At 39.8% G+C, this 17,298-nt stretch carries 13 protein-coding genes; 5 read left to right on the top strand and 8 right to left on the bottom strand.

What is annotated here, in order from left to right:
• Window positions 1-2: 2 nt before the first annotated feature.
• The 4 genes from rpe to ABDV71_RS15900 all read right to left on the bottom strand — a co-directional run bounded on the left by rpe (window position 3) and on the right by ABDV71_RS15900 (window position 4,111).
• Window positions 3-674 (bottom strand): ribulose-phosphate 3-epimerase, encoded by a 672-nt coding sequence (rpe, locus tag ABDV71_RS15915; RefSeq protein WP_343534286.1) that lies wholly within the window; start codon window positions 672-674, stop codon window positions 3-5.
• Window positions 675-967: 293 nt separating this feature from the next.
• A complete protein-coding gene (gene pnp, locus ABDV71_RS15910; RefSeq protein WP_343534284.1) occupies window positions 968-3,115 on the bottom strand; it encodes a polyribonucleotide nucleotidyltransferase in 2,148 nt (715 codons plus the stop codon).
• Window positions 3,116-3,232: 117 nt separating this feature from the next.
• Window positions 3,233-3,511, bottom strand: coding sequence for a 30S ribosomal protein S15 (gene rpsO, locus ABDV71_RS15905; protein ID WP_343534283.1), 279 nt, complete (start codon window positions 3,509-3,511; stop codon window positions 3,233-3,235).
• Between the two features lie 333 nt (window positions 3,512-3,844).
• A complete protein-coding gene (locus ABDV71_RS15900; RefSeq protein ID WP_343534281.1) occupies window positions 3,845-4,111 on the bottom strand; it encodes a hypothetical protein in 267 nt (88 codons plus the stop codon).
• Between the two features lie 9 nt (window positions 4,112-4,120).
• Between ABDV71_RS15900 and ABDV71_RS15895 the strand changes: the two genes are divergently transcribed.
• The 5 genes from ABDV71_RS15895 (at window position 4,121) to ABDV71_RS15875 (ending at window position 11,394) form a co-directional block, all read left to right on the top strand.
• Window positions 4,121-4,267 carry a hypothetical protein gene (locus ABDV71_RS15895; RefSeq protein WP_343534279.1) on the top strand — a complete coding sequence of 49 codons (147 nt, stop codon included), beginning with the start codon at window positions 4,121-4,123 and terminating at the stop codon, window positions 4,265-4,267.
• A 150-nt stretch (window positions 4,268-4,417) separates the two neighbouring features.
• Window positions 4,418-5,815, top strand: a complete 1,398-nt coding sequence (locus ABDV71_RS15890; protein WP_343534277.1) for a sigma-54 dependent transcriptional regulator — start codon at window positions 4,418-4,420, stop codon at window positions 5,813-5,815.
• A gap of 189 nt (window positions 5,816-6,004) precedes the next feature.
• Window positions 6,005-6,739: an Error-prone repair protein ImuA gene (locus tag ABDV71_RS15885; protein WP_343534275.1), complete on the top strand. Its 735-nt coding sequence runs from the start codon at window positions 6,005-6,007 to the stop codon at window positions 6,737-6,739.
• Window positions 6,736-8,235 carry a DNA polymerase Y family protein gene (locus ABDV71_RS15880; RefSeq protein WP_343534273.1) on the top strand — a complete coding sequence of 500 codons (1,500 nt, stop codon included), beginning with the start codon at window positions 6,736-6,738 and terminating at the stop codon, window positions 8,233-8,235. The genes ABDV71_RS15885 and ABDV71_RS15880 overlap by 4 nt, the downstream gene beginning before the upstream one ends.
• A 3-nt stretch (window positions 8,236-8,238) precedes the next feature.
• Window positions 8,239-11,394 (top strand): error-prone DNA polymerase, encoded by a 3,156-nt coding sequence (locus tag ABDV71_RS15875; protein WP_343534271.1) that lies wholly within the window; start codon window positions 8,239-8,241, stop codon window positions 11,392-11,394.
• A gap of 255 nt (window positions 11,395-11,649) precedes the next feature.
• On the opposite strand, the gene ABDV71_RS15870 is transcribed toward ABDV71_RS15875, so the two are convergent.
• The 4 genes from ABDV71_RS15870 to ABDV71_RS15855 all read right to left on the bottom strand — a co-directional run bounded on the left by ABDV71_RS15870 (window position 11,650) and on the right by ABDV71_RS15855 (window position 17,222).
• Window positions 11,650-12,951 (bottom strand): DUF3748 domain-containing protein, encoded by a 1,302-nt coding sequence (locus ABDV71_RS15870; RefSeq protein WP_343534269.1) that lies wholly within the window; start codon window positions 12,949-12,951, stop codon window positions 11,650-11,652.
• A gap of 5 nt (window positions 12,952-12,956) precedes the next feature.
• Window positions 12,957-14,960: a VCBS repeat-containing protein gene (locus ABDV71_RS15865; RefSeq protein WP_343534267.1), complete on the bottom strand. Its 2,004-nt coding sequence runs from the start codon at window positions 14,958-14,960 to the stop codon at window positions 12,957-12,959.
• A 218-nt stretch (window positions 14,961-15,178) separates the two neighbouring features.
• On the bottom strand, window positions 15,179-16,621 hold the full coding sequence (locus ABDV71_RS15860; RefSeq protein ID WP_343534265.1) for a sialate O-acetylesterase: 1,443 nt from the start codon (window positions 16,619-16,621) through the stop codon (window positions 15,179-15,181).
• Window positions 16,622-16,865: 244 nt separating this feature from the next.
• Window positions 16,866-17,222, bottom strand: a complete 357-nt coding sequence (locus ABDV71_RS15855) for a hypothetical protein (protein WP_343534263.1) — start codon at window positions 17,220-17,222, stop codon at window positions 16,866-16,868.
• Window positions 17,223-17,298: the final 76 nt, after the last annotated feature.

Below are 17,298 nucleotides of genomic sequence, written 5' to 3'. Positions count from 1 at the left end.
AATTAGATGTGCTGAATAGAAGTTTCTACATTTTTTAGGTCTGCAATCATCTGTGTAGGACTTGGCGCCGCAAAAACAGCATTACCAGCTACAAAAACATTAGCTCCCGCTTCAATTAACGAAGCAATATTTTGAATACCTACTCCCCCATCAACTTCTATATACAAATTAGGATTGGTTTGTTGAGCCATTTGCCTCAACTCCCTAAGCTTTTTTAAAGTTTGAGGAATAAAAGCTTGTCCACCGAAACCAGGATTTACCGACATGACCAAAGCCAAATCAATATCCTGCAAAATATCTTTCAAAAGACTAACTGGCGTATGCGGGTTTAAAGCAACTCCCGCTTTGCAACCTACCGATTTAATGAGCTGAATAGTACGATGTAAATGAGTACAGGCTTCATAATGCACTGTAATTAAATCAGCGCCAGCTTTTGCAAAGTCGGCAATGTACTTATCTGGTTCTACAATCATCAAATGTACATCGAAAGGTTTTTTAGCATGCTTTTTTGCTGCTGTAATGACTGGAAAACCAAATGAAATATTAGGCACAAAAACACCATCCATTACATCCACATGGATCCAGTCTGCCTCACTTTGGTTAAGCATCTCTATGTCACGTTGCAGGTTGGCAAAATCAGCCGATAAAATCGAAGGGGCAATCAGGTGTTTCATTTAGTTTATCATTATTGCGAGGTACGAAGCATTTTTTTGTAAAAGTTATCGCTTTAAGATTGCTTCGTCGTACCTCCTCGCAATGACGATTTTCAATGTCATTACAAGTGTGAAACAATCAAATGCAAGTTACAAATTCTTTTATAATCCCACTTATCCTAAACAAAAAACCCTTCCAGTAAAACTGAAAGGGTTTCTATTCATTTTTGTCATGCTGAGTTTTGCGAAGAATCTGTTAAATCAGTGCTAAACACTTTGAGATTTTTCACTGTCGTTCAAAATGACAGTTGTTTTTATCCTTGTGGAGCAGCAGGTGCCGACTCAGGCTTTGGTGGGCGAGGCAATAAAACCTTACGAGAAAGTTTCATTTTACCTTGTTTGTCAATATCCAACAATTTCACCTCAATAATATCGCCTTCTTTAAGCACGCCATCCATGGTTTCCAAACGTTTCCAATCAATTTCAGAAATGTGCAACAAACCATCTTTACCCGGCATAATTTCTACGAATGCACCAAATGGCATAATTGATTTTACTTTACCAGTGTAAACTTCACCAATTTCTGGTTTAGCAGCAATGGCACGGATACGACCAACAGCAGCATCAATAGCGGCTTTATTGTCAGCAAAGACCTCTACAATACCTTTACCATCCACTTCTTCGATAGAGATAGAAGCACCAGTTTCACGTTGCATTTCTTGGATAATTTTACCACCTGGGCCAATTACCGCACCAATAAATTCTTTATCGATAGTTAATGAAACGATACGTGGAGCATGTGGCTTCATATCTGCTGCCGGCTCGCTGATTGTCTTATCCATTTCACCTAAAATGTGTAAACGACCATCTTTAGCCTGCAATAACGCTTTGGTTAAAACTTCGTAAGAAAGACCATTGATTTTCAAGTCCATTTGACAAGCTACGATACCATTTTTAGTACCCGTAACTTTAAAGTCCATATCACCCAAGTGATCCTCATCACCTAAAATATCTGATAAAATAGCGTATTTGCCGGTTTTCTCGTCGGTAATTAATCCCATAGCGATACCAGATACTGGCGCTTTGATTTTAATACCAGCATCCATTAATGCTAAAGTACCTGCACAAACCGTTGCCATTGAAGAAGAACCATTAGATTCTAAAATATCAGAAACGATACGGATAGTGTAAGGGTTATCAGCACCTGTAGGCAATACTTTCTTCAAAGAACGCATCGCTAAGTTACCGTGACCAACCTCTCTACGACCAACACCTCTATTTGGTCTTACTTCACCAGTTGAGAAACCAGGGAAGTTATAGTGCAATAAGAACTTGTTATAACCATTGATGAAAGCACCATCAATCATTTGCTCATCATCTTTGCTACCTAAAGTAACCGAAGTTAATGATTGCGTTTCACCACGAGTAAATACCGATGAACCGTGAGCTGCAGGCAAGTAGCCTACTTCACTCCAAATTGGACGAATTTGCGTAGTGGTACGACCATCTAAACGGATACCTTCATCTAACAATAAGTTACGTACGGCATCATACTGTACATCATGGAAATAATGTTTAGCCCATGCTTTCGTTAAATCCTCTGTATCTTCAGGGAAAGCATCTAAAATTTCGTTAATGATAGCCGTAAAGCCTTCAGAACGCTCATCTTTACCTAAACCAGATTTAGCAATAGCATAAACTCTGTCGTAAGTCTCCGCGTAGATTCTTTCTTTTAAAGCTTCATCATGATCTTCGTGGTTATATTCACGTTTTACTGTTTTACCAGTAGCTTCCGTCAATTCTACTTGAACAGCACACTGAACTTTAATGGCATCGTGGGCAAATTTCAACGCCTCAACCATTTCGTCTTCTTGAATTTCATCAGCCTCACCTTCTACCATCACAATATCGTTAGCAGAACCAGCAACCACAAATTCCAAAGTAGCTCTTTCTAAGTCGCTTAAGTAAGGGTTAATCACCAACTTACCATCAATTTTCGCTACACGAACTTCTGAAATTGGTCCGTTGAAAGGAATATCCGAAACAGAAAGCGCTGCCGAAGCTGCCAAACCAGCTAAGCAGTCGGGCATGATATTTTTATCTGCTGAAATCAAGCTGATCATTACTTGTGTATCAGCATGGTAATCTTCTGGGAATAACGGGCGTAAAGCTCTATCTACCAAACGAGAAATCAATACCTCATAATCAGATAATTTAGCCTCACGACGTAAGAAACCACCTGGGATACGACCCGTAGCAGCATATTTTTCTTGGTAATCTACCGATAATGGCAAGAAATCAGTACCAGGTTTAGCACCTACGGTTGATACTACCGTTGCCAACAACATGGTATCGCCCATTTTCACTACTACCGAACCATCAGCTTGTTTAGCCAATTTACCAGTTTCAATTTCAACAATTCTTCCATCGCCCAAGTCGAACGATTTTTTTATTACATTCATCTAAAAAAAATTATGGTGTGTTTCCTCTTTTTGCACACCTGAGTTTATATATACGTATTTTGTTTGCAAAGCAAAAAAGCCATCCTTCTTTTGGATGGCTTTTATTGATAAAAGCTCTTATTTGATGATATCCCTTAGCTCTAAAGCTTTGATGATAGCACGGTAGCGCTCAATATCTTTTTTGTAAAGATAAGCTAAAATACCACGACGTTTACCTACTAATTTTTGTAGTGCTAATTGAGTAGAGAAATCTTTACGATTTTTTTTCAAATGCTCTGTTAAGTGGGCAATACGGTAAGTGAACAATGCTACTTGACCTTCTGCAGAACCAGTGTTGGTTGCTACTTCGCCGTGTTTTGCGAAAATTTCCGCTTTCTTTTCTGAACTTAAATACATTACCTGAATAATATTAAAGTGTTTTTAAATTAATTAATTGCGTGCAAAGATAAGGTATTTTTCTGATTAGAGAAATTGTTGAATTGATTAATTGTCAAATTGTTCATTTAATATATTTATTTGAAAATCAAGGTTATTCGTCCTTAGCAGGTATAGCCCTGCTATTCGTTGCTCCAGATAAAAAATCGGGATACACTCCTATCAGGTTTAGAAAACAAAAGACATTGCACAAACTTTGTCAATCTTACCAGCGTGATGCAAAGGAAGATTGACAAAGCTAACCCCAACTATGCACAAACCTCACAGGTTTTAAAAACCTGCGAGGTTTCAACATTATACTCTTCTGTCTTTCTCTGGCCCACCATGATAAGGAAGCTTATCGCTTATGAACTTTTTTAAATCAATATAATTCTTCATGGAAAACTCTGATATGACAATCCTGTGCTCATCATTAAAAACAATTAACTCTTCAAAATTCCCCAATCTCATAGATTGAACTCTAGTCTCGTAACCATTCAAGGCAGTAAAATCAATTTTCTTATTAAGGAAAAATAAATTCTTAACCACAATAGCGTTTTCGTCCATTTCAACAAAAATCATATTTTTATTATGAATAAACTGCTTATAAACCTCAGGTTTTCTTTCATTACCGCTGCACTTGTCATGCTGTTAACCAGAGCGCTACCTGCCGGTAGCGAAGAGCCTTATACATCTAGAGATTCCTCCTATCGTCGGAATGACAAAAAACTCGAATAACGTTTTTTTTAACGAAGACTTATGAAGTTTTAAAAACTTCGTAAGTCTAAAAATGTTAGAAATTAGCGAGGTTTTTTCTTCAAATTGTACAAAAAACTATACATTTCATAAAAAATAATATATTCGCACTAGAAACACCCAGATACAGATATGGCAAAACTGCTCATAATTGATGATGAAAGAGCGATAAGGAGTACCCTTCGCGAGATATTAGAATACGAAAACTACGAGGTCGACGATATAGATAACGGCATTGATGGCTTGGAGATGATCAAAAAGAACGATTACAACCTCGTTCTTTGCGACATCAAGATGAATAAAATGGATGGTATGGAAGTGCTGGAAACAGCCCTTGGTATTAAACCTGACCTCCCATTCATCATGATTTCTGGCCATGGCACGGTGGAAACCGCCGTAGAAGCCAGTAAAAAAGGCGCCTTTGACTTTATCTCCAAACCACCTGATTTAAATCGCCTGCTTATCACAGTACGCAATGGTTTAGACCGTGGTTCTTTGGTTACCGAAACAAAGGTCCTTAAAAGAAAAGTAAGTAAAACCCGTGATATCTTAGGAAACTCGGACACCATTGGAAAAATAAAGGAAACGATTGAACGTGTAGCTCCTACCGAAGCCAGAGTATTGATCACTGGAGCAAATGGTAGTGGTAAAGAGTTGGTTGCACGTTGGTTGCACGAAAAATCAAACCGTTCTGAAGGACAACTAATAGAGGTAAACTGTGCCGCTATTCCTTCCGAGCTAATTGAAAGTGAACTTTTTGGACACGAAAAAGGATCCTTTACTTCCGCAGTAAAACAACGCATTGGAAAATTTGAGCTAGCTAATGGTGGTACTTTGTTCTTAGATGAAATTGGCGACATGAGCATGTCGGCACAAGCAAAAGTACTCCGTGCCCTGCAGGAACATAAAATCACTCGTGTAGGTGGCGAAAAAGAAATTGATGTGAACGTGAGGATTGTAGCCGCAACCAATAAAGACCTTCTAAAAGAAATTGAGGAAGGTAATTTCAGAATGGACTTGTACCACCGCCTAAACGTGATCAACATCCACGTACCTCACCTTACCGAGCGTACCGACGATATTCCTGTGATAGCCCAAAGCTTTTTGGAAGAGATTTGTGGCGAATATGGTATGCCAGCTAAGAAAATTACCGATGGTGCCATGGATGCCCTGAAAAGATTGCCATGGACAGGTAACGTACGTGAGCTGCGTAATATGATTGAGCGCTTGATTATTTTGAGCGATAAAACTATTACCGAACAGGATGTAGTGGCCTTTGCCAATCCTAGCGGAGGTACTAATGTTGGCGCTAGTCAACCGAGCGGCAGCAGTGGCAGCCAAGGTGGTAGCTTTAACTACGATAGCTTTAGCAACTTCCAAGAATACAAGGATTTTGCGGAAAAAGAATTCATCAAATTCAAATTGGAAAAAAACAATTGGAACGTTTCCAAAACGGCCGACGACATTGATATCCAACGAAGCCATCTTTATAGTAAAATAGAAAAATTTGGACTGAAGAGAGCCGAATAAACATAAACCAAGCGGGGCCTACAAGCCCCGCTTTTATTTTGAAGCAATTATTTCCTTTAAGTCTCCTCTGAGTTTTAGCAGGGAACCTACCCTATCCACTATAGCACTTTTTTGATTAAAATTAAAGCGTCTCAAAACTTGTTTTACTAATTTTTTTATTATTTTTGCTAAATATTTTAGTAAATAAAAATGCAAAGTCCCTTTCATCAAACGGTTATTGAGCGCCTCCAGCGACAAATTCTCGATTTAGAGGGCTACAAGGCAAAGCCTAGAGAGCAACAAAAAAAACTTGGTTTTGCCTATATCGAAAAGCATTTCCCCAATCAGGTTTTCCCCATGGGAACTATCCATGAGTTCATTAGTACTCAACCAGAATATACAGCCAGTACCAGCGCATTCATTATGGGGTTATTGGCCAAACTCAACACGCATCAAGGCATTTATGTATGGATTGGCAAACAGCGACAGTTATTTCCTCCTGGACTAAGTTACTTTGGCATTCCAGCCCATCAAATCATTTTCATCAATCTAACAAAACCCAAAGACATTCTTTGGGCTACTGAAGAAGCACTCAAATGTAAAAGCCTTAGCGGGGTCATTAGCGAATTAGAGACCATTACCTTTGCCCAATCACAACGTTTACAGCTTACTGTAGAAAAAAGCAAAGTCACGGGCTTTATTCTACGTACCCAAACGGGAACCATCCATGCAACTGCCTGTGCTGCTAGATGGCAAATTAGCCCCATAGCAAGCTTCAGCTTAAATCAATTGCCTGGTGTTGGTTTTGCCAATTGGCAGATAGATTTGCTCAAAGTACGCAATGGCAGCACTGCAAGCTTCAATATCTCATGGCATAACGGGCAATTCCAAGCTACAGAAAACACTATACCTCAGCTTTTTACCCATCATGCTATTGGCTCATGAACAAACGTTACGTTTCCATATGGTTTCCGCATTTGGTAACCGATCAAATGGCTATTCGGCAAAAGGAACTGGATGGGCAAGCTTATGTCCTAGTGGCGTACGAACACAATAAACAAATCATCGTAGGTGTTAGTCATGAAGCTAAAAAACTCGGACTAAAGCCTAACATGCCTTTAGCTGATGCCAGAATTATTATGCCTTCATTACAAGCTTTTAAGCACCAACCGTTACGCCAACAAAAACTATTAAAAATGCTAGCCGAATGGTTCATTCGTTATAGCCCGTACATAGCCCTAGCTTCACCTGATGGATTATTCCTTGAAGTCTCTGGCTGCACCCACCTATGGAAAGGCGAAGTTCCTTACCTACAAGAAATCAGTAGCAGATTAAAAAATGCAGGCTACCATTTTAAAATAGGCATGGCCGATACTTTAGGTACCGCTTGGGCTATTACCCATCATGGAAGAAACCAAATCATCAAAAGCGGTGAGCAACTACAAGCTTTACTGCCTTTGCCTGCAAAAGCTTTACGTTTAGCAGATGATACCTTGCAACGCCTGGCAAAGTTGGGCTTTCATCAAATTGAAAGCTTTATCCATATTGCTCCTTCTACCCTTCGCAGACGTTTTGGGGAAGAAATCAATTTGCGTATCGGACAAGCTATAGGGCACCAGCCCGAAGCATTTGAAACTATTTCAGAACCTCATCCCTACCAAGAAAGATTATATTGCCTAGAACCTATACAAACGGCAAAAGGCATTGAAATAGCCATTGAAAATTTATTGGAAAATCTATGTAGGATTTTACATAAAGACGATGTAGGATTTAGAAATGCTACCTTAAAATGCTATCGCCTTGATGGTAAACTACAACAGATCAGTATTGGCACTAACCAAGCTTCTATCCATATTAAACACCTTTTCAAACTGTTCGAGCTTAAAATCAAACAGATTGAACCTGATTTGGGCATCGAGCTATTCATTATGGAAGCCACTAAAGTGGAAAAATTGCCCAAACAGCAAGAAGCCTTATGGCAAATTCAGGCACAGCACAATTTGTCTGAAATCTCGGAACTTTTGGACCGCATCAGCATCAAAGCTGGAAAAAATGCCATCAGAAGATACCTACCACAGGAACATCATTGGCCAGAACATAGCATAACTGCCATCAATGACTTGCAACAGCAACCGGAAACCGAATGGCCAAACCATAAACTTAGACCTACAGTATTGCTCAACCAACCAGAACCCATACAGGTGAGCGCCCCTATTCCCGATTACCCGCCCATGAACTTTACCTACAAAGGTCAATTGCATCGCGTAATCAAAGCCGATGGGCCCGAAAGAATTGAACGTGAATGGTGGCTAAACGAAGGAAAGCATCGCGACTATTATTATGTAGAAGATGAAAAAGGACAACGTTATTGGATATTCAGGCTGGGTCACTATCATAGTGAAATGGCAGCCCAATGGTTCATCCATGGATTTTTTGCTTAGCCTATGCAATATGTAGAATTACAGACCACCAGCAATTTCAGCTTTTTACGTGGCGCCTCGCATCCCGAAGAACTGGTAGCCCAAGCGGCCCAATTGGGCTATCACAAAATAGCCATTACCGACAGAAATAGTTTAGCGGGCATTGTACGTGCGCATATTGTCACCAGAAAACACCCTATTAAACTCATTCCAGCTTGCAGGATAGATTTATTGGACGGTCCTTCATTATTAGCCTACCCTATTAATAAAAATGGTTATAGCCAATTATCAAGCCTACTGAGCTTGGGCAACAGCCGTGCAGAAAAAGGACAATGCCACTTGTACCAAGCTGATGTCTGGCAGCACCAAGCAGATATGCTTTTCATTGTCGTCGCTCCCATTTCGCTCAATCAAAACTTCGATTTTCAAGATGACTTCAAGGCAGATCTACAGCAATATCAAAAGATTTTGGGCAGCAAACTTTATTTATCTATTAATCGAACTTATACTGGATCAGATCAAAAAAGGATGTTTCGTTTGGCACAATTAAGCCAGAAATTCAATATCCCTTTGGCCGCTACCAATGATGTGCATTACCACGAACCCCAACGCCGACAGCTACAGGATATTCTTACTTGTGCAAGAGAAAAATGTACCATCTACACCGCAGGTTACCTGTTGCACGAGAACGCCGAACGCTACCTTAAACCAGTAGAAGAAATGCACCGTTTATTTAGGCCATATCCACAAGCGATTAGCAATGCATTATATATTGCCGAGCAATGCCAGTTTTCATTAGATGAACTAAAATATGTTTACCCCGAAGAATTAACCAGCGAAGGCAGGACTCCACAAGAAGAATTAGCGTATTTGACATGGAAAGGCGCAGCAGAAAAGTTCTCCGATGGGATACCTGAAAAGGTTTCAAAAACCATCAATTATGAATTAGACTTTATAGCCCGAAAAAACTATGCTTCTTATTTTTTAACGGTGTATGATTTTGTTCGCTTTGCCCGCAGCCGTGATATCCTTTGCCAAGGCAGAGGCTCGGCCGCTAATTCGGTGATTTGTTTTTGCTTGGGAATCACCTCTGTTAATCCTACTGAAATCAATCTGCTTTTTGCCCGTTTCATGTCTGATGCCCGTAATGAACCACCTGATATAGATGTAGATTTTGAACACGAACGTCGCGAAGAAGTGATGCAATACATTTATGAAAAATATGGAAGAGAACGTGCTGCCATTGTAGCCACGGTTACTCAATTACATAGTAAAGGTGCAGTTAGAGATGTGGGCAAAGCGATGGGACTTTCTGTAGACACGCTCAATATTCTTTCGGCTACGGTAAGCAGTCATTACGATGAAGGATTTGACCGTGAACGTTTAGTAGCCCATGGACTTGATCCCGATGAACCTTTATTAAAAAAAACACTGGAGCTTACGGCGCAAATGGTCGGTTTTCCACGTCAATTGGGTCAACATACTGGAGGTTTCATCATTACACAGGGCAAATTGACCGACTTATGCCCTACACTTAATGCTCGTATGGAAAACCGTACCTGCATTGAATGGAACAAAGACGATATTGAGGCTTTGGGGTTTTTAAAGGTAGATGTGCTGGCACTGGGTATGTTGACCTGCATTCGTAAGGCTTTCTCTTTGACTAAAAAACACTATCGCAGAGATTACAACTTACATAATATCCCTCCTGAAGACCCCAAGGTTTATGAAATGATTAGCAGAGCCGATACCCTAGGTGTATTTCAAATTGAAAGTAGAGCGCAAATGTCGATGCTACCAAGGTTGAAACCTAAAGAGTTTTATGATTTGGTGATTGAAGTGGCCATTGTACGCCCAGGCCCAATACAAGGTGACATGGTGCATCCTTATCTACGAAGAAGAAATGGCGAAGAGACTGTTAGCTATCCAAAGAAAGAACTTGAACAAATACTAGGAAAAACAAAAGGTGTCCCACTTTTTCAAGAACAAGCCATGGAAGTTGCTATTGTTGCCGCAGGTTTCAAACCAGAAGAAGCAGATGAATTGCGACGGAGCATGGCTACTTTTAAAGCCGTAGGAAAGGTAACCGATTTCAAGAAAAAACTGATTAATGGGATGATTGGAAGAGGATATGAACCAGATTTTGCAGAACGCCTTTTTAAACAAATTGAAGGTTTTGGAGGCTATGGTTTTCCTGAAAGCCATGCCGCAAGTTTTGCCCTGTTGGTCTATATTTCCAGCTACCTCAAATGTATTTATCCCGATGTATTCGCTACTGCCCTGCTCAACAGTATGCCCATGGGCTTTTACCAACCTGCCCAAATTGTTATAGATGCGGAAAATCATGGTGTAACGGTTTTACCTATAGATGTAAACCACTCAGAATGGGATAATATTTTAGAGGATAAAATTGGTGATTTTTATGCCATTAGGCTAGGTTTTAGACAAGCTAAAGGATTATCCGAAGAAGAAATGAATTTCTTGGTCGCACAACGTCAATCGGGTTATAACAGTTTAGCTCGCCTACGAGATATTGGGATTACCCAAAGCACCTTAGAAAAACTAGCTGATGTTGATGCTTTTAGGTCGATGGGCATGGACCGTAGAACGGCACTTTGGCAAATCAGCGCATTACATGATAGACCCATCGCTCTATTTGAAGGCAAAGCCGACAACAGTCGACATGAAGCTCAAATTTCCTTGCCACTTATGCCAACTTCGGAACATGTAATACATGATTATGCTCATGTAGGTTTATCTTTGAAAGCGCACCCTGTTAGCTTTATACGAAAAGAACTGGAAGCCCTCCATGTGTTAAGCACCAAAACTGCTAACGAAGCTAAAGATGGAGAGAAAATCAAAGTAGCCGGGCTGATATTGGTTCGTCAACGACCTGGAACTGCTAGCGGCATTTGCTTTATTACCATTGAAGATGAAACAGGCATTGTCAATTTAGTGGTCTATCAAAAACTTTTCAATCAATTCCGTAAAGAAATATTAGGGGCTAAGCTGCTCATGATTGAAGGAAAAGTGCAGCGTGAAGGGCAGGTGGTACATATTGTAGTGCAACGTTGCCATAATTATAATGGCCTATTACAGCAACTACACGGTAGCAAAACTCGAAATATTCCCCCAACTATGGGCGAAAAGGTTTTCCATGATGGTAGAAATTTCAAGTAGTTGGTGGTTCAGTAAACCTACAGGTTTTGAAAATGACATGAACCTCCCCCTGCCCCCTCCAAGAGGGGGATATGTACACGGCCTAATGGAATCAAAGACTTACGAAGTCTAACTTTAATATATCTAAAGACTTCGTAAGTCTAATTTCCGAGTGGTTTTTAAAAAAACAATAAACAGACCTCCCCCTGCCCCCTCGTAGAGGGGGATATGGATGATGCCTAATGAACAAGTGAGCTAATGAACTAATGAACTAAACTATTTATGCAATAAAAACACTTGAAGAAAGATTCCTTTATCTGATTTTACATAGCGGTTAAAAGCCAACTTATTGCCATCGTTTGACCATACCACAGCACCATTTAGCTGTTCTGGCGCTTGATATTTTTGCGTTAAACGTTGTGCGTTTCCTGTTGAAATTTCAGTAATGAATACACTTTGGTCGGCAATATAGGAAAGATATAAACCATCTGGACTGATGTTAATTGGGCTAGCAATCGAAAAGGGGTTCTTCGTAATCTGTTTAACATCTCCTCCATTTGGCGATACAGAGAAAGCCTGGACAATACCTTTTTCATCTTCCGACAAGAAAAAAATCTGGTTGCCATCTGCACTGCTACGCAGCCAATGCCTTGGTCCCTTCACTCCTTTTTGGCTAAAGGTAATGCGACGTTGGCTAATCTCCTTTGGCACAGCAGGTCTTGTATTTTCAGTACCCGCTATCTCTTGACCAAGTGCTGTAACACTTAAATCATGAGGAATATCGGCTACAAAAATCTCAGTAATGGTATTGCCCTTTTCATCTCTTACATTTCCTTGATAGGCAATCGCTTTATGCTGGCGAACTCCATCTGCTTTAACATAGCCGTCCTTCCCAATCCAACATTCATCAAAGGCTTTGTCTATTTCATTACTTCCTAGTTTTGGATTTTCGGTAACCACTGCAGCTAATACCGAGAACATTTCACCATCATTGTTTTCTACATCGGCAGTATTAGCAACCTGCACTTTTTTGGGAAACATGAGGCCTATGGTACGCAAATCCTTCACCTGCGAATCAGTTTTTGCCAGCTGTTCCATCACATAATCATTGTAGGTATAACTGATCATGCTGCCATCAGCGCTCCATGAATGGGCATGTGTCCCACCTCGTAAAGCTCCTGCTGCAAACGGTTTCTCAATGTTTCTGGCATCCATAAAAATAGGCTGCTCAGGGTTTACTAAATCAATAGCCACTCCAGTCCTACGTGTAAAATCGTAAGGTTTCTTTGCATCCGCATTGCGAATACCGTGTATGAAAATGACTTTGTTCTCTTTTGGAGAAAAACTAGCTGCACCTACTCCTGGTCCGTATTGCGTTTGATTTGGAACAGTATAAATTGTCTTTTCTTCACTTGTATTGACGTTAACAACGCCTATACTTCCTGTAATTTTAATATCTCCATCATTGTTCCTGTGATCAAAAACAATCCATTCGTTATTGCTTGAAAATACTTGGCCGGTGTTTAATGTATGTCCGAATTCGCCATGGGTGATTTGAACTTCTTTTTTATCGAACATACGAGCTACTTTTTTTTACTTCTAGGGTTTAACATGTAATAAAAATGACCATCTTCGGCGCCTATCAACAGATCAGGGATACCATCTTTGTTCCAATCTACCGTGGTTGGACTGGTATCATGACCAGCGAGGGCCAGTTCATCTAAATATCCTTCATCTTTAATCAGCACTTTGCCATTTTTCGTTCCTGTATTTTTAAGGAAACTGGCATTTTTGCTGTTGGCTAAAATATCTAATTTGCCATCACCATCCCAGTCCACAATGGTAAATTTACGACGGCCACTTTGGCCAAAATCAAGATTATTTAAACGTAAAGTACCAGGCAAACTATCTTTAATAGTATGTTTTTGGTCGTAACCCGAATAATTCATCCCTTCAAAAATACGTTTTCCTGGCTTTAGCCATAATTCGTTGCCTTGTTTAAAGCGTTCAAAAAAGGTTAAATAGCCACCTGTATCCAGCATCACAATATCATTTAATTTATCCTTATTCCAATCTACCACAAAAGGGGTTGTGCGCCATTGGGTTACTAAAGTTTGAGGTTTTGGATCCCACCAGTTCCAATGAGGTTTGTGAAATTTAGCATTTGTTTCCCATTTTACCTTTACGTTTTGTGCCTTGCCCAATTTAGGTGCTTTAGCGGTACCGATATTTTTATACCACATTACTTCGCCAAAAATGGAATTAAGCACAATATCTTTTAGACCATCGCCGTCCCAATCGGCTACAGAAATAGTGGTATAACCCCACTTAGCTTCTGCAGGTCCTTGGATAGAGCCATTGTCGCCCGCTTGTATGCGGATAATTTTTCCTTCGCTTTCCAACAATTTAGGAGCTGCCCATTTTGGAGTTTGGCCATTCATCCCTAAGTTTTCAATGAATGCAACATAACCGGCCGAATTTCCTACAATGATATCATCATCACCATCGTTATCCCAATCAACCCCTACTGGTGTAGCTAAAGCGCCAAATTTTACGTTATCAGCTTTTTGCTTAAAATAAAATGGCGATTTGAATACTGGCATTCCATTTTTTACTTTACCCGTATTTTCAATTAGGGCTACGCGACCATCTTCGTCTCCTACAACCAAATCTACATCGCCGTCACCATCCCAATCTACTGCCGTAGGCAAAATCATTTCCAAATCCATTTTGATGATGCCCGTTTCATTGGCCAAGTATCTGCCTTTGGCATATTTAGGTTGGGCTTTAGTGCCGATGTTTTCGAAATAAGTCATCTTATCCAAAAACTCGCCACAGATAATATCCAAATCGCCATCACCATCAAAATCGGCAAAGTTTGGTGAGGGGGCACCGTAAACATCGATGTCTTTTCCTTCTGCTTTTAAACGGCCTTTATTTTCATATTTTCCATTCTTATTTTCAATCAGATAGAGAAATCCTCTTAATGGTCCATTGGTCCAAACACCTTGTTTGTTAAAAGCATTGTCCCAACCGTAATCGCCCCAATCGTCAATTCCTACAATAATATCATCATCGCCATCTGCATCATAATCCACAAACTTCCATTGGTTAAAACGGTTACGGCCTTTTAAGTCTTTCAAAATTGAATCGGCAGGGAATAACTTGTTTTTCTTTTTACCTAAATCGGCCTTAAAATTTGGTAATTCTACGCCAGGTATGGTATAACGCGGCTTTCCATTACTGTAAGAAATCTGAATATTTTTAACGGCTGGACCAAGTTTCACTGGTTTTTCGAACACTGGAATCTTGGCTCCTGATTTGTTTTCAAACAACCAAAGGCCATTAAATGGTTTATCTGGGCAAGAAACCAGCAAATCCATATCACCATCGCCATCCCAATCTACAGGTACGGGCCAAGCCCATAATCCTACACCTAAATCAACCACTAAATTTGGATTGTTGTATTTCAAAATCTGAAGTTTAGGTTCTTCCGCTATTTTTGTCTGTGAATCCTTTTTTAAGGTAAAAGCGAGTAAGCTGGCCGATGCCATTAGGGCAAAGCAGGCAATCCATTTTTGTTTCATGTAACTGGTGGTTAGTGGATAGGAACTAGTAGTTAGTGACCTAGAGTTTTGTTAGTTAGTTATTGGTTATTAGTAGCTAGGGGTTAGTAACTAGTGGTTAGTTATGGTTATTCTTTTCCTTCTTTTGCTTATTTATGATATAGCACATTCGGAGATTCTTCGCTTTGAATGACAAAACATGCTTCTAATGGCAATAGTGTGCTCTTAATGACAAAAAGCTACTTAGGAACTACCCAATTGTCTGTACGGAATGAAGAAGCTGGTAAACCGTGTTCGTTCACCAAATCGCCAAGTGCCCATGCTTTAAAGGCATAACGTACGGATACCGGCTCCGCTACTTCTGTCGAGCTTACTACAATGCCATTTTTGGTAATCACTGCTTTTGCTGGATAGAAAACTTGGTTTTTGCCTGCTATTTCAAAATTTGAGGATTCTTTAGCTCCGCCAATAAATTTCAATTGCTTTGCATGGTCAAATGTTAAAGTAACTTCTGTCCCTTTAATACTTTGACTTTTATACACCGGGCCTTGATAAGCTACATTTTTTAATCCGTAACTTTTATTGAGCGCAATAAAGGAAAGACGATCGCTTACAGTTTGTTTGTCTGGTGGATGGATGGTATTTTGAGCGCCCACATCCATGATTACAGCCATTCCACTATTAGGGATAATACTTTCGGCTTTCAATTGAGCTTCGCGAAGAAAGGGCACTTTAGGTTGTAATTCCTCTAAGGCTTTTGAAAGCTTTTCTGTTTTTGAAATATAAGGAGCTATTTGTACATAGTAAAAGGCAAAATTGCCAATACCCCAACGGCTTCTCCAATCTTTCACCATGTCTGGAAACATTTTCAGATAGTTTTCCGGCTCATGTCTGTTTTGTTCACCCTGATACCATATTACGCCCTTAATTCCATAACCAATAATAGGGCTGATCATTCCGTTAAACAGTCCTGTAGCTACATTCTTATCTGCCAAAGCAGCGTTGTTAGCTTCTGGAATTTTCACTTCCGGATAAGGGCTTAAGCTTTTTGCACTCATCCAAGCTTGCACCAACGTACCGCCCCAAGCAACTTGGATAATCCCTACGGGAACTTTTAGTTTCTCTTGCAATATTTTTGCGAAGCCATATCCAACGGCACTAAACTCGGTCACTACCGCAGGGGCAGCCGCTTGCCACCGCCCTTTCACATCATTCAATGGATTTGACCAAGTGACTTTTTCACCTAGGAACAATCTGATTTTATTGTTGGCAGCGTTTTTAATGATCTCTTCGGAATTGCTTATGGGCTGATCTTTAAAACCTCTTAAAGGCATTTCCATATTAGATTGACCTGAAGCTATCCATACTTCACCAATCAGGATATCTTGCAGTTTGGTTTCATCGCCATCAGTGATGGTAATGGTATATGGCCCACCCGCAGCGGGGGTAGCAATTTTTGTCCTCCATTGTCCTTCAGCAGCTTTTACTTTATAGGTTTTCCCATTCCAAGAGGTGTTAATCACAATCTCTTTTTGGGTATCAGAGCTGCCCCAAATGGATACATCAGCATTTCGCTGTAATACCATACCATTTGAAAACACCGAAGGTAATACCACCTTGGCCCAACTGGCTGTAGAAAGAAAAAATAAGGGAAGAGCGCCTAAAAAAAGCTTCAATTTCATATCAAAATATATTTGGCCATTTATACTATCCAGGCAAGTTATTAGAACTTATTCATATTTACCTTTTAGCATTTGGCTAATTTAGCAGTATCTCCTAAGATTAGTGTTACTTTTCTTTCCCAATTTTTATACTATCTTATCATGGTTTTTTTTGCAAAATAGTTTACGCAAGCGTTGAACATAAAAAAGGGACAGACAAAATTTAACATTTGGTCTATCCCTCTGGAAATCTAAATAAGATATTCTAATTTCCACCTGCCTTAGCTTCTTCTTTAAGCTTGGCATTAATTTCTTCTACTTTTTTCTTTTGTTCATCATTCAAAAAGGCCATCATGGCATCATTTCTTTCTTTCACTACCACTTTAATGGCCGCCTTTTTTGCTTTTTCGTCAAGGCTTGCATCCTCATCGATTTTTTGTCTCTTTGCCGTAGCTTCTTTTTTTACCGCAGCAATTTTTTTAATCGTTTCGGCATCACAACCAATTTCGGTCAACGAAGCCTTATCCCAACCAAAAGAGGTTTTCTTTTTAGGGGCATCCTGGGCGTTTGCAAATACTACGGTAAAACACGCAATAAATAGCGTAAACAATAACTTTTTCATTAATAATTTATATTTAATTGATTAAATATATTCAATAATTGAATACATCGCATTGGTTTTATTACTTTTTAACAAA

It is taken from the genome of Pedobacter sp. (assembly GCF_039594775.1).
Lineage (GTDB): Bacteria > Bacteroidota > Bacteroidia > Sphingobacteriales > Sphingobacteriaceae > Pedobacter.
This window is presented reverse-complemented; position numbering and strand designations above follow the sequence as displayed.